Genomic DNA, 13,950 nt, shown 5'->3' with positions numbered 1-13,950 from the left:
TGACGCAGAAGAAGCGGGAAGAAGCAGCTGAAGAAGTCCCCAATCAGTATACGCGCCAGCCGGAAGTGGTGGAAAACCGGGTGTCTCTCATAAATTCCATCTTTGATGTGATAAAAGAAACCGGGAAAGACAAGACGCCAGCGACAGAAGGGCAGACAGGTGATGCAGAGGTTGAGGAACCTGTTAAAGAGCTTAGTATTGATGAAAAGCTTGCCGAACTGAAAGCTCAGCTGACCAAAAATGGGAATGTCAGGGACAGTATCACCCAAAGCATCCCGGACAGCGTTTTTAAAACACTGCTTAGTTTAAGTGATGATGAACTGAACAGGGTCAATACAGTAGTTGTTACTCAGATAGAAACTACCATGAGTGATAAAATATATGAAGAAGACCTTTTTTCTGTCAATGAGCGTTTGGATACTAGGTTAAGGGCGCTCAATCTGCCGGCTCCCATGATTGATGCGGCCATAACATTGAGCAGGTTTGCGATTACACCGACCGAAATATTTGATAAGGAATTAACAGAACAGAAGAAACAGGAAGCAATGAAGGAAGTGAAATCCGAAGAGATTATTGAAGGAGAAGTCATTGTCCAGCAAGGACAGATGATTACACACGAAGATTACAGGCAGCTGGAATTATTGGGGTTGCTTTCGACCGAAACCCCGAAAAAACCTTTTATTGGTCTTGGGATCTTTGTTGTCCTCGCAATCGGGGCAATATACTATCACTTTCATAATTGGGACCTTCCTGAAGAAAGAAAACAAAACCGCCTGATCCTCCTCAGCCTTATTTTCGTCATCAGTCTCATTTTGATGAAAATCACGGCATTAATGAAGGAGCTTGACTTGGACAGGATCGGGTTCTTGTTCCCGGCAGCTTTGGCAGGGATGCTGATCAGGATTATGCTAAATGAAAGAATTGCGATGCTGATGGTCATGATCCTTGCAGCGTGTGGCAGCATTGTGTTTCATTATGAAATAACGGGTGCCATTGATATAGAAATGGCCATATATATCATGTTCAGCGGACTGGCTGGGGTGTTATTCCTGTCAAGTCGCAAGAACAGGGCCAATATCTTGCAGGCAGGATTATTTGTCTCTTTAGTGAACGTCCTGATCATTCTGTTCCTTCTCTTCTTGCGGGGTGTCACTTATACAAACCTGGAGTATACGTATTTTGTTATCTATGGATTTGTATCAGGTATAGGGTCAGCAGTCCTGACAATTGGATTTTTACCGTTTTTTGAAGCAGGATTCGGAATTTTGTCTGCGATGAGACTGGTTGAACTCTCAAATCCAAATCACCCGCTCCTGAAGAAGTTGCTGACAGAAGCACCGGGCACATATCACCATAGTGTGATGGTGGCAAACCTCGCTGAAACCGCATGTGAATCGATCGGTGCAAATGGCTTGCTTGCAAGAGTGGGATGTTATTACCATGATGTCGGAAAAACAGTCCGCCCTCGCTACTTTATTGAGAATCAGATGAATGCCGGCAATCCCCATGATCATTTGCCGCCTGAACGAAGCAGGGACATTATTATCGAGCATGCGGCTGATGGTGCTGAGATGCTGAGAAAATACAAGCTTCCGAAGGAGTTTATTGATATTGCAGAGCAGCATCATGGGACAACGCTCCTAAAGTATTTTTACTATAAGGCTTCGGAAGAGAATGAAGAAATAGATGAGGATTCTTACAGATATCCAGGGCCGAAACCGCAAACGAAGGAGACTGCGGTCATTGGTATCGCAGATAGTGTTGAGGCCGCTGTCAGGTCCATGAAAAGCCCGACTACAGATGAAATTAAGAAGCTGGTTGATAACATCGTCAAAGACCGGCTGCAGGACGGGCAGTTCAATGAATGTGATATAACACTCAAGGAATTGGATATAGTAAAGAAAACGCTTTGCGAAACACTAAACGGAATATTCCACTCCCGGATAGAGTATCCGGAAACAAAGAGGAAGGAGTTAGCACATGAATCTTGAAATTGATTTTCTCGATGAAACCAATAAACTTTCTGAGTCGGACAGAGAACTTGTTCAGAGCCTGCTGGATTATGCAGCAGGTCAGGAAAATGTAGAGCCTGCAAGTGAATTGACTGTTTCGTTTGTCACAAATGAACGGATTCAGGAGATAAATAAGGAATACCGTGATAAAGATCAACCGACAGATGTCATTTCTTTCGCCTTGGAAGAACTGGGCGAAGATGAGACAGTGATAGTTGGAGACGGAATCCCGCGTATCCTGGGAGATATTATTATCTCTGTGGAAAAAGCAAAGGATCAGGCTGATGAATACGGCCACTCTTTTTCACGGGAATTGGGCTTCCTTGCATTGCATGGGTTTCTTCATCTGCTCGGCTATGACCACATGAATGAAGAAGATGAAAAACGGATGTTCGGCAGACAAAAGGAAATCCTTGATGGATATGGATTACAAAGATAACCTATCCAAAGGGAAGAAATTTCTTCGTTCCTTCAAGTTCGCCATAAATGGCCTGCGGCTTGTATACGCAAAAGAATTTAACTTTAAGATTCACTTTGTCTTTTCCATTGTGGCGATGGCGGCAGGGTTCATTTTTTCAATCTCTAAAATGGAATGGTTGGTCGTCGTTCTTTTGATCTTCGGGATGTTCGCGTTGGAAATGATGAACACGGCAATTGAGAAAACGGTGGATTTGATAACAGAAGATTATCATCCTTTGGCGGGCCAGGCAAAAGATATAGCGGCTGGTGCAGTATTATGCTATGCGGGAGGAGCCGTCATCGCAGGCTTAATTATCTTCCTTCCGAAACTTTGGGGATTTATAACATTATAGAGTATGAAAAGATTGCAGGAGTCCTTCCTGCAATCTTTTTTATGAACGTCCTTCCCGCTTTTGAAAAACTTTTGGAGGAAATTTGAATTCTAAGCGATAGTTGGATAAAATAGTTTCACACGCATGGAACTGGCTGTCCATTTGTGAGAATTATCTAACTATTTTATAACAATACGGTAACAGCCCATTTTTTTTTACGTAAGATGTAGTAAAATAGAAAGTGGGTATTCAAAGGAGATCTAATAATGAACAATGAACAATTAATCACAGAAGCTAAAATAGCAAGAGATAGAGCCTATGTTCCCTATTCCAAGTTTGGTGTGGGTGCCGCACTGCTTACAGAAGACGGAAAAGTCTATCATGGATGCAATATTGAGAATGCAGCCTACAGCATGTGCAATTGTGCTGAAAGAACAGCATTGTTTAAAGCCTATTCTGAAGGTGACAAGAAATTTACAAAGCTGGCAGTCGTTGCAGATACTAAACGCCCTGTTCCTCCATGCGGTGCATGCAGACAAGTGATTTCAGAACTTTGTCCCCCTGATATGAAAGTGGTTTTAAGTAATTTAAACGGGGATATACAAGAGTTAACAGTTTCAGAAATTTTGCCAGGAGCATTTTCACCGGAGGATTTAAATGAGTAATAACGACCAACAAGTGTACAAATCAGGATTTATATCCATCATCGGAAGACCTAACGTAGGAAAATCTACATTCTTAAACAGGGTAATAGGACAGAAAATTGCCATCATGAGTGATAAGCCCCAAACTACACGGAATAAGGTGCAAGGGGTTTATACAACGAATGAATCCCAAATGATTTTCATCGATACACCTGGGATTCATAAGCCTAAGCATAAGCTTGGGGATTTCATGATGAAAATTGCCCAAAACACACTGCGGGAAGTAGATATTATCTTGTTTATGATCAACGCGGAAGAAGGATATGGCCGCGGAGACGAATTCATTATTGAAAAGCTAAAAGGCGTTAAGACACCCGTGTTTCTGGTCCTTAACAAAATTGATCAGCTTCATCCCGATAAAATACTGCCGCTGATCGAACAATACAATGCCCTGCACGATTTTGCAGCGGTGGTGCCGATTTCTGCGCTTGAAGGAAATAATGTTGAGACGCTGATTTCAGAAATCAGGAAAGAGCTTCCGGAAGGTCCTCAATATTATCCGGCTGACCAGATCACCGATCATCCTGAAAGATTTATCGTTTCTGAGTTGATTCGTGAAAAGGCCCTTCATCTGACAAGAGAAGAGATTCCTCATTCCCTTGCTGTTGTCATTGATAAGATTTCAACAAGAGGGGACAAAAATGTTATTGATGTAATGGCAACCATTGTTGTCGAAAGGGACTCCCAAAAAGGAATCATTATCGGGAAACAGGGCGGAATGCTGAAAGAAATCGGAAAGCGTGCAAGAGTCGATATCGAAAATCTGCTTGGTTCCAAGGTCTATCTGGAACTTTGGGTGAAAGTTCAGAAAGACTGGCGGAATAAGTTGTCAAACCTGCGTGATTTTGGTTTCAATGATGATTATTAAAATGTAAAATCTGGTAGTTTTACAATATTTACGTCTCATGTTTTTTTGTTAAAAGGTCAATCTAATAACACAAAGGCAAGCAGCTAGTTTAAAACATGAAAGGCGGGGTTTTTATGTTGGACTTTACCTGGAAGGTGTTTTCACAAACAGGTAGCATAGACACATATTTACTTTTCAAAGAACTTGAGTCATCAGATGACGACGGAATCCTGGATTATGATGAAGAACTAGCAGAGTTAGACCATCCAATCTCTTAAGCCCATATGTGCGGGTTGAAGATTGAGCCGTTTAAAATTCTATATTGAGATAAAATATGCTTAATCACATGGGCTATCACCCGAAACTATCTTATTCCCTCGGGAGGTGGCTGTATGCTGCAAAAATGCGAAGGTATTGTCATCAGAACAAATAACTATGGTGAATCGAATAAAATTGTAACAATCTATTCTAGAGAAAATGGGAAATTGGGGGTAATGGCTAGAGGGGCGAAAAAAACCAACAGCCGGTTATCCTCGGTTTCCCAACTTTTTACATACGGATATTTCCTGTACCAAAAGAGCAGCGGCCTGGGAACCTTGCAGCAGGCGGATACCATTGCATCTATGCGTAATATAAGGGAAGACCTTTTCAAAACAGCGTACGCCACGTATGTAGTGGATCTCATTGATAAAGGAACAGAAGAACGAAAGCCAAACCCTTTTCTGTTTGAAATGCTTTTTCAGACCCTCACTTATATTAATGAGGAATATGACCCGGATATCGTCACACATATTTTTGAAATGAAAATGCTCCCTGTCCTGGGGCTTCACCCTTCATTGGATAAATGTGCTGTATGTGGTGAAACGGAGGGAGAATTCTCCTTTTCCTTTAAGGAAAATGGCATCATCTGTCATCGCTGTATTGGAAATGATCCTTATCATTATAAAGTTTCGCCCCAGACGATTAAACTCTTAAGACTGTTCTATCATTTTGACATGAATCGCTTAGGAACAATATCCTTGAAAGAATCTACAAAGGAAGAACTTAAGAAAATCATCAGAACTTACTATGATGAATATTCTGGTCTATATCTTAAATCCAGGAAGTTTCTGGACCAAATAGACAGAATGAAGGATCTGATGTGAATGGGGCTGACAGCAGAAATGCTGTCAGCTCTTTTTAGTTGGGATAGGTTAATTTGGGGGAGTGACCTCCAAAAATTTTGAGCCACTTAGTCTCAACAACTTTCTTTACGGACAAAAAATCTCTCTAAATAGTCACCTTCCCGAGGATTCCCCGAATCTTTCCGGCCTAATAAGCTTCTAAATGGGCCAACATCCAGTGGAATTCGGGTTCACACTGGCCCAATAAGCCCCTATATGGACCAATACCTCAAGGAATTAGAATCTCAACAACCCAATTGCCTCTAAATGGGCCAAGGTCCCAAAGAAATTCGAATCTCATCGGCTCGATAAGTCACTAAATGGGCCAAGATCCAGTGGAAATCCGAATCTCAATGACCCGATAAGTCATTAAATGGCCCAAGATCCAGCGGAAATCCGAATCTCAATGGGCCGATAAGTCACTAAATGGGCCAAGATCCAGGGGAAATCCGAATCTCAATGACCCGATAAGTCATTAAATGGCCCAAGATCCAGCGGAAATCCGAATCTCAATGGGCCGATAAGTCACTAAATGGGCCAAGATCCAGGGGAAATCCAAATCTCAACGGACCAAGAAGTCTCTAAATGGGCCAAGATCGCGAGGAATTCTGAATCTCACTAGCCCAATTAGCCTCTAAATGGGTTAAGATCCAGTGGAATTCCGATTCTCATTGGCCCAATTAGCCTCTAAATGGGCCAAGATCCAGTGGAATTTCAAATTTCCTTGGCCCGATAAGTCTCTAAATGGGCCAAGATCGCGAGGAATTCTGAATCTCACTGGCCCAATTAGCCTCTAAATGGGTTAAGATCCAGTGGAAATCCGAATCTCAACGGCCCGATAAGTCACTAAATGCGCCAAGATCCAGTGGAATTCCGGTTCTCATTGGCCCAATAAGTCATTAAATGGCCCAAGGTCCAGCGGAAATCCGAATCTCATTGGGCCGTTACCACTCTAATTGGGCCAAGATCCCAAAGAAATTCGAATCTCATCGGCCCGATAAGTCACTAAATGGGCCAAGATCCAGTGGAAATCCGAATCTCACTGGCCCGATAACTCTCTAATTGGGCCACCATCCCAGAGAAATTCGAATCTCATTGGCCCAATTAGCCTCAACTGATCGAACATCCCACGGGTTTCAAACTCTCATCCCCCCAAAAAAATCTATATAACACAAAAGCTTGCAAGACATATTCCTAACGGAACTGATCTGCAAGCTTTTAAATAATTTATAAACGTTTAATTAGAATTGAATTTTTTCTTCAAGGAAGTTCTTAACTTCGCTGATTGGCATGCGAACCTGGTCCATAGTGTCACGGTCGCGTACTGTTACCTGCCCGTCTTCCACAGAGTCAAAATCGAATGTGATACAGAATGGTGTACCGATTTCATCCTGACGTCTGTAACGCTTCCCGATTGAAGCTGTTTCATCAAAATCAACCATTAGATCTTTTGATAATTCCTCATACACTTTAAATGCTTCGTCCGAAAGCTTCTTTGAAAGAGGAAGTACTGCAGCTTTGAAAGGAGCAAGAGCAGGATGGAAACGAAGAACGGTTCTCTTTTCGTTTTCAAGCTCTTCTTCTTCATAAGCATCGCAAAGGTAAGCAAGAGTTACACGGTCCGCTCCCAATGATGGTTCAATACAGTAAGGAACAAATTTTTCATTTGTCTGTGGATCCATGTAATGGAAATCTTCATTTGAGTGTTCCATGTGGCGCTTAAGATCGAAGTCGGTACGGTCTGAGATGCCCCATAACTCGCCCCAGCCAAACGGGAATTTATACTCGATGTCTGTAGTTGCATTGCTGTAATGAGACAATTCATCATCGTCATGGTCACGAAGTCTCATATTATCTTCTTTCATGCCCAATGTTAACAGCCAGTTTTTACAGAATTCTCTCCAGTAGGAATGCCATTCAAGGTCTTCCCCGGGCTTGCAGAAGAATTCAAGCTCCATTTGTTCGAATTCACGGGTACGGAATGTAAAGTTACCTGGAGTGATTTCATTACGGAAACTTTTTCCGATTTGCCCAATTCCGAAAGGAACTTTTTTACGCATTGAACGTTGGACATTCTTAAAGTTAACAAAAATCCCCTGCGCTGTTTCAGGGCGAAGGAAGATTTCGTTAGTGGATGATTCTGTCACACCCTGGTGAGTCTTAAACATAAGGTTGAATTGACGGATTTCTGTGAATTCACGGCTTCCGCAGGACGGGCATGCGATTTCATATTCATCCATGATTTCTGCCATTCTTTCAAATGGGAGGCCGTCGACAATCATTTCAACGCCTTTTTCATCAAGGGCATTTTCAATGATTTTATCTGCACGGTGACGGGTCTTACAGTTTTTACAGTCAATCATTGGGTCATTAAAGTTCCCGACGTGTCCAGAAGCTACCCAGGTCTGCGGGTTCATGAGGATGGATGCATCCAGCCCTACGTTATATGGGGATTCCTGGATGAATTTTTTCCACCATGCCTTTTTGATATTATTTTTCAGTTCGACACCGAGGGGACCATAATCCCACGTATTCGCAAGGCCTCCATATATTTCAGAACCTGGAAACACGAATCCCCTGTGCTTTGCTAAGTTTACGATTTCTTCCATTGACAATGTGAACAACTCCTTCAAAATTTTTAAAAATAAAAAAAGCTCATCCTTAGGCTAATGCCTAGGGACGAGCTTTGCCCGCGGTTCCACCCTAGTTGATATACGCTGGTATATCCACTTTCGTTTTAAGATGCTCGGGATTGCCGTTTCCTTGTATTCCGGGCTTTCACCACCCCCGGATCGCTAAGGTACAAGTACTTATATTTCCGTCAATGCATATTTCAATATGAATTTTGAGCTTCCAAGAAAGTACATCTTGGAAAGATGGAATAATTTTATCACTTTCCATAAGAATATACAACATGTGAAGAACAATACAAAATGATTGCAGTTCTAAGATGAAAAAGCTAACCTATTGAAAGGAGGCTTCATCTGTGCTGTTTTGTGGTAAAATAACCTATTACGAAAAGTCTTTCTTTTCTTTTCGATTTAATAGTATATAATATTTAGTATAAAGTATAACACTTATTTTATACATTGTCCGTTAGGTGGTGAGCAAGATGGAACTAAATAATCGGCAGGAGTATATTCTGCAAATTGTAAAAGATAATGGACCGATAACCGGAGAGCAGATTGCTGAGAGGCTGAACCTGACCCGAGCCACATTAAGGCCCGATTTGGCCATTTTGACTATGGCAGGCTATTTGGACGCAAGGCCGCGTGTGGGATACTTCTACTCAGGAAAGACCGGTACACAGCTGTTAACAGATAACCTTAAAAAGATATTAGTGAGAAATTATCAATCCATTCCTGTAGTTGTGAATGAGAATGTTTCAGTATATGATGCAATAGTTACGATGTTCCTAGAAGATGTCGGAACCTTATTTGTTATAGATGAAAATACACATCTCGTGGGTGTTCTTTCCCGAAAAGACCTGCTCCGTGCAAGCATAGGGAAACAGGAGCTGACATCAATACCAGTGAATATCATTATGACAAGGATGCCCAATATCACGACTTGTGAAAAAGATGACTTGCTGATTGATGTAGCAAAGAGCTTGATTGAGAAACAGATTGATGCCGTTCCGGTTGTGAATGTGACAGAAAACGGAGATCTTGAAGTAACCGGCCGGATCACAAAGACGAATGTTACAAAAGCATTTGTTGCTTTGGCGGAAGAAGATATATAAATAGTAACTTTGACTGGTGGTGAAGATTTTGAAAGAACCGTACATTTATGTTGTTTCTGATTCAGTGGGAGAAACGGCTGAGCTTGTTACAAAAGCAGCAATCAGCCAATTTGACGGTTCCAATACCGTCATCAAGCGTTTCCCGTATGTAGAAGATTTTTCTCATCTTGATGAAGTTCTTTCATTGGCGAAATTGAATAATGGGTTGATCGTTTATACATTGGTGAAACCTGATATGAGAAAGTACCTGAAAGAACAGGCAGAAAAGGAACAGTTATATGCTTTTGATATCATGGGACCGATTATGGAAACTTATCAGAAGAAGTATGATAAGGCTCCATTAAATGAACCGGGAGTAGTCCACAAGCTTGACGCTGACTATTTTAAGAAGGTCGAAGCGATTGAATTCGCGGTGAAATATGATGACGGCAGAGATCCACGCGGACTTTTAAGAGCGGATATTGTCCTGATAGGTGTATCAAGGACTTCCAAAACACCTTTGTCTCAATACTTGGCGCTAAAAAGGCTGAAGGTGGCGAATGTACCACTCGTACCGGAGGTCGACCCGCCGGAAGAACTCTTTAAAGTTCCTGCCTCGAAATGTTTTGGCTTGAAGGCTGCTCCTGAGAAACTGAACAGCATTAGAAGAGAAAGATTGAAATCCCTGGGTTTGAATGATCAGGCAAGCTACGCAAACCTTGATCGAATTCAGCAGGAAATTGAATACTTCGAGAAAATTGTTGATAAAATCGGCTGCCGAGTTGTAGATGTTACCAATAAAGCCGTCGAAGAAACAGCCAATATCATCATGCATGAAATTCACAAATCGAACTAAGGATGACACTGAATGTCATCCTTTTTCTTATGGAGGTTATCTTTTTCACGCAGATGACCTGAAGTTCAAACAACACGTTTCATTTGAACAACAAAGCTTATGTACCAATGACCTTTTTTTAAAGAGTGACCTTTTCTTATAAAGAATTGATTGGAGCGGAAGGTATGTGACCGCCCCTCGAAGTCACGTAATGGAGCGGAAATGCCGAGACTATTCAGCTAATACAATAACGGTTAAGAAAATTAGAAATAAAAAAATTCAGTAATACTGTTGCTTCAGAAAAAATATATTGTATACGGGGATTTTAGTGGTCAAACTGAAGAAGATATACTATAATAAAAAATTGTGATAAAAATATATTCAAAAATAGGTTTAGACTGATGTGTAAACGAATAAACTAATTATTGGGTTATGTCAAGTCACTTACAAAGAAAAAAATCGACAAAATGTTATCTTTATCATGATTGACGTGAAAGTTGTCATATGAAGAAGGATATTTTGAGGTGATGTAGAATAGGTAATAATAGCAGCCGGGACACTGTCATCTTTGTGGATGCCGATGCATGTCCTGTAAAAGAAGAAATTACAGACATTTCTAAAGTGTTTGGATTAAAGGTCATTTTCATCGCATCCAATGCCCATAGAAAAAACACCCCTGAAGCGGGAGAGTGGGTATATGTGGATTCGTCCAAAGAGGCAGCTGACCTTTATATCATGAACCATATCAAAAAAGGGGATTTGCTCGTCACCCAGGATATTGGGCTGGCAAGCATCGTATTGCCAAAAGGCGTTTATGCGATTTCTCCGAGGGGAAAAGAGTTTAGAGAAGAAACCATCTCTACAGCTTTGGATTTCCGGTATCTGTCCGCGAAGGAAAGGCGGAAAGGAAAATTTGGAAAGGGACCAAAGCCATATACTGCAGAGGATAGAGATAGGTTTGTTTTTACATTTAAAAAAATATTGTCGAATTTTGCAGGAAATCAATAGGATTTATTGAATGCATTATTTAGAGTAAATAACGATCAGGTGATGTATTTGTGACGGGGAGAATTCCTGAAGAAAAAATCAATGAGATTCGTCAGTCAATTGATATAGTGGACGTCATAAGCGATTACGTTCAGCTGAAGAAACAGGGGAGAAACTATTTTGGTCTCTGTCCATTCCATGGGGAAAGCACGCCATCATTCTCTGTCTCACCTGATAAACAGATCTTCCACTGTTTTGGATGTGGAGCTGGAGGAAATGCATATACTTTTCTAATGGATATAGATGGTATTTCATTTCAGGAAGCTGTCGTGAAGCTTGCCGAGAAAACCGGCCAGGAACTTTCGGTTGATGTAAGTCCGGTGGAGACACCAGCCAGCAGAGATGAAGAAAAGATGATAGAAGCCCATGAGCTGTTAAGTAAATTCTATCATCATTTGCTCGTAAATACAAAAGAGGGTCAGGATGCTCTGGAGTACCTGCTCCAAAGAGGCTTTACTCGTGAAAGTATCGATAAATTCCAAATAGGCTGGAGTCTTCCAAGCTGGGAATTCACCGTAAACTTTTTAACGAAACGGGGCTTTGCTCCCGAATTGATGGAACAAGCCGGACTTCTGGTTAAGAGAGAAGGCGAAGAGCAGTACTTTGACCGTTTCAGGGGAAGAATTATGTTTCCGATCCATGACCACCGCGGAAAAACGATTGCTTTTTCCGGGAGGGCGATGGGAGAAGAACAGCCTAAGTATCTAAACAGTCCTGAAACTATAATTTTCAACAAGAGCTCTGTCCTTTATAATTTTCATAATGCACGACCTGTGATCAGAAGGAGAAGCCAGGCCGTTTTGTTTGAAGGGTTTGCCGATGTCATATCTGCCGACAGGGCGGGTGTGGAAAACGGCATCGCTTCAATGGGAACTTCACTGACTCCGAAGCATATGCAAATGCTCAAAAGGGTAACGGACTCAATCATCATCTGTTACGACGGCGATAAAGCCGGAATGGAAGCCGCTTTTCGAGCTGCTAAAATGCTCAGTGAAGATCAATTTAATTTAAGGGTTGCGATGATTCCTGAAAAACTAGATCCTGATGACTACATCAAAAAGTACAGCGGTGAAAAGTTTCAAAATGATGTAATAGGGGCAAGTTTGACTTTCATGGCATTCAAACTTATTTACTTCCGTCAAGGAAAAAATTTGAATGATGAAGGAGATAGGCTTCAGTATATAGAAGAAGTATTAAGAGAAATAAGCTCACTGCAGAATCACATTGAACGTGACTACTATCTTCGCCAGCTTGCCGATGAATTTTCATTATCATTGCAGGCGCTTCAGCAGCAGCAGAAACAGGTTTACTTCTCTAACAAGAAGTCGGATAAAAGGGAACAAAGAAAGCAAGATTTTGTTCAGCCAATGCAGCCGAAAGCTGAAAATAAACTGTTTCCTGCGTATCATACTGCTGAAAGAAGGCTGATTGCCCATATGATGAAAAATCCTGATATCTGTTTTAAAGTGCAGGATCTGTTGGGCGGCAACTCATTTAACCTTGATGAGCACCAAGCAATCATAACCTATTTATTTGGCTATTATGAAGAGGGGAATGAGGCGGATTCCAGTGGATTCATACAATTCCTGCCAGACAACAGGCTCAGGAGGGTCGTATCTGAAATAGGGATGATGTCTGTTTCAGAAGAATGCAGTGAACAGGAATTAATTGATTATGTAAATCAGGTGTTAAAACATCAAAAGATGTTGACAATAAAAGAAAAACAATTAGCCCAAAAAGAAGCGGAAAGACAAAAAGATTATAACAAAGCTGCTTTGATTGCTATGGAAATCGTGCAGCTGAGAAGATCGTTATAAAGCGGAATCAATTGCAAGGAAGTTGGAAGGAGGGGAACAAATGGCTGAAAAGTCAGCACGTTCCAAAGAGGTAGAGTCAGAAGTTACAGTAGACCAGGTGAAAGAACAGTTAATGGAGCTCGGAAAAAAACGAGGCGTATTAACATATGAAGATATCGCAGAGAAATTAGCTAATTTTGAATTGGAATCAGACACGATGGATGAGTTTTATGAACAGCTTGGTGAGCAAGGGGTAGAAATCATCAATGAAAATGAGGAAGATGATGACCCTAATATTCAGCAGCTGAATAAAGCTGATGACGAAGAGTTTGACCTGAATGACTTAAGTGTTCCTCCCGGAGTCAAAATCAATGACCCAGTGCGCATGTACTTAAAGGAAATCGGAAGAGTCGATCTTCTTTCTGCACAAGAGGAAATCTCTCTGGCCAACCGGATTGAAGAAGGAGACGAGGAAGCGAAGCGACGTCTTGCTGAAGCAAACCTTCGACTGGTCGTAAGTATTGCCAAGAGATATGTAGGACGTGGAATGTTGTTCCTTGATTTGATCCAGGAAGGGAACATGGGTCTGATTAAAGCGGTTGAAAAATTTGATTACCGTAAAGGATTCAAATTCAGTACGTATGCCACTTGGTGGATCCGACAAGCGATCACACGTGCCATTGCGGACCAGGCAAGAACCATCCGTATCCCTGTTCATATGGTAGAGACCATTAACAAACTAATCAGGGTGCAGCGTCAGCTCCTGCAGGATTTAGGCCGTGAACCTTCACCTGAAGAGATTGCTGAAGAGATGGACTTGACACCTGAAAAAGTTAGAGAAATCCTTAAGATTGCTCAAGAGCCAGTTTCTCTTGAAACACCAATCGGTGAAGAGGATGATTCTCACCTTGGTGACTTTATTGAAGACGCGGAGGCTCAATCTCCTTCTGAACATGCTGCGTATGAACTGCTTAAAGAACAGTTGGAGGATGTTCTCGATACTTTGACAGACAGAGAGGAAAACGTCCTTAGAT

13 protein-coding genes are annotated in these 13,950 nt (G+C 41.6%); 12 read left to right on the top strand and 1 reads right to left on the bottom strand.

All coding sequences use genetic code 11. The features are described 5' to 3' along the window. The 7 genes from BSG1_RS16520 to recO form a co-directional block, all read left to right on the top strand. Positions 1-1,991: HD family phosphohydrolase (locus BSG1_RS16520; protein WP_006838307.1), on the top strand; the 1,991-nt coding region annotated here is incomplete at its 5' end. Continuing rightward, on the top strand, positions 1,981-2,451 hold the full coding sequence (gene ybeY / locus BSG1_RS16515; protein ID WP_006838306.1) for an rRNA maturation RNase YbeY: 471 nt from the start codon (positions 1,981-1,983) through the stop codon (positions 2,449-2,451). The genes BSG1_RS16520 and ybeY, both read left to right, overlap by 11 nt. Beyond that, positions 2,429-2,824 (top strand): diacylglycerol kinase family protein, encoded by a 396-nt coding sequence (locus tag BSG1_RS16510; protein ID WP_006838305.1) that lies wholly within the window; start codon positions 2,429-2,431, stop codon positions 2,822-2,824. The genes ybeY and BSG1_RS16510 overlap by 23 nt, the downstream gene beginning before the upstream one ends. Before the next feature lie 245 nt (positions 2,825-3,069). Then, complete coding sequence (locus BSG1_RS16505) at positions 3,070-3,468, top strand: cytidine deaminase (RefSeq protein WP_006838303.1); 399 nt, start codon at positions 3,070-3,072, stop codon at positions 3,466-3,468. Then, positions 3,461-4,375 carry a GTPase Era gene (era, locus tag BSG1_RS16500; RefSeq protein WP_044023053.1) on the top strand — a complete coding sequence of 305 codons (915 nt, stop codon included), beginning with the start codon at positions 3,461-3,463 and terminating at the stop codon, positions 4,373-4,375. The genes BSG1_RS16505 and era overlap by 8 nt, the downstream gene beginning before the upstream one ends. A 113-nt stretch (positions 4,376-4,488) precedes the next feature. Then, complete coding sequence (locus tag BSG1_RS20525; protein ID WP_006838301.1) at positions 4,489-4,632, top strand: YqzL family protein; 144 nt, start codon at positions 4,489-4,491, stop codon at positions 4,630-4,632. A gap of 114 nt (positions 4,633-4,746) precedes the next feature. After that, positions 4,747-5,499: a DNA repair protein RecO gene (gene recO, locus BSG1_RS16495; RefSeq protein ID WP_006838300.1), complete on the top strand. Its 753-nt coding sequence runs from the start codon at positions 4,747-4,749 to the stop codon at positions 5,497-5,499. A gap of 1,259 nt (positions 5,500-6,758) precedes the next feature. Here the strand turns inward: recO and BSG1_RS16490 are convergent. Next, on the bottom strand, positions 6,759-8,126 hold the full coding sequence (locus tag BSG1_RS16490) for a glycine--tRNA ligase (protein WP_006838298.1): 1,368 nt from the start codon (positions 8,124-8,126) through the stop codon (positions 6,759-6,761). Between the two features lie 503 nt (positions 8,127-8,629). Here BSG1_RS16490 and BSG1_RS16485 point away from each other — a divergent pair. From BSG1_RS16485 to BSG1_RS16465, 5 genes are all read left to right on the top strand, one after another. Next, positions 8,630-9,259, top strand: coding sequence for a helix-turn-helix transcriptional regulator (locus tag BSG1_RS16485; RefSeq protein WP_006838297.1), 630 nt, complete (start codon positions 8,630-8,632; stop codon positions 9,257-9,259). A gap of 25 nt (positions 9,260-9,284) precedes the next feature. Further along, positions 9,285-10,094: a pyruvate, water dikinase regulatory protein gene (locus tag BSG1_RS16480; protein ID WP_044023054.1), complete on the top strand. Its 810-nt coding sequence runs from the start codon at positions 9,285-9,287 to the stop codon at positions 10,092-10,094. A gap of 549 nt (positions 10,095-10,643) precedes the next feature. Further along, a complete protein-coding gene (locus BSG1_RS16475; RefSeq protein ID WP_006838295.1) occupies positions 10,644-11,081 on the top strand; it encodes a YaiI/YqxD family protein in 438 nt (145 codons plus the stop codon). Positions 11,082-11,131: 50 nt separating this feature from the next. Next, the gene (gene dnaG / locus BSG1_RS16470; RefSeq protein WP_006838294.1) at positions 11,132-12,937 is read left to right on the top strand and encodes a DNA primase; all 1,806 of its coding nucleotides are present in this window, start codon (positions 11,132-11,134) and stop codon (positions 12,935-12,937) included. A 40-nt stretch (positions 12,938-12,977) separates the two neighbouring features. Continuing rightward, the coding region (locus BSG1_RS16465; RefSeq protein ID WP_044023051.1) for a sigma-70 family RNA polymerase sigma factor at positions 12,978-13,950 on the top strand (973 nt) is incomplete at its 3' end.

The sequence above is a fragment of the Bacillus sp. SG-1 genome (genome assembly GCF_000181495.1).
GTDB lineage: Bacteria > Bacillota > Bacilli > Bacillales > Bacillaceae_B > Rossellomorea.
The sequence above is the reverse complement of the archived record's forward strand: the minus strand, read 5'-3'. Positions and strand labels throughout refer to the sequence as shown.

What these genes read in the sequence shown, in the direction of transcription:
- BSG1_RS16510 (WP_006838305.1), top strand. Translation starts at nt 2,429, where the DNA reads ATGGATATGGATTACAAAGATAACCTATCCAAAGGGAAGAAATTTCTT.
- ybeY (WP_006838306.1), top strand. Translation starts at nt 1,981, where the DNA reads ATGAATCTTGAAATTGATTTTCTCGATGAAACCAATAAACTTTCTGAG.
- BSG1_RS20525 (WP_006838301.1), top strand. Translation starts at nt 4,489, where the DNA reads ATGTTGGACTTTACCTGGAAGGTGTTTTCACAAACAGGTAGCATAGAC.
- BSG1_RS16490 (WP_006838298.1), bottom strand. Translation starts at nt 8,126, where the DNA reads ATGGAAGAAATCGTAAACTTAGCAAAGCACAGGGGATTCGTGTTTCCA.
- BSG1_RS16485 (WP_006838297.1), top strand. Translation starts at nt 8,630, where the DNA reads ATGGAACTAAATAATCGGCAGGAGTATATTCTGCAAATTGTAAAAGAT.
- recO (WP_006838300.1), top strand. Translation starts at nt 4,747, where the DNA reads ATGCTGCAAAAATGCGAAGGTATTGTCATCAGAACAAATAACTATGGT.
- BSG1_RS16505 (WP_006838303.1), top strand. Translation starts at nt 3,070, where the DNA reads ATGAACAATGAACAATTAATCACAGAAGCTAAAATAGCAAGAGATAGA.
- era (WP_044023053.1), top strand. Translation starts at nt 3,461, where the DNA reads ATGAGTAATAACGACCAACAAGTGTACAAATCAGGATTTATATCCATC.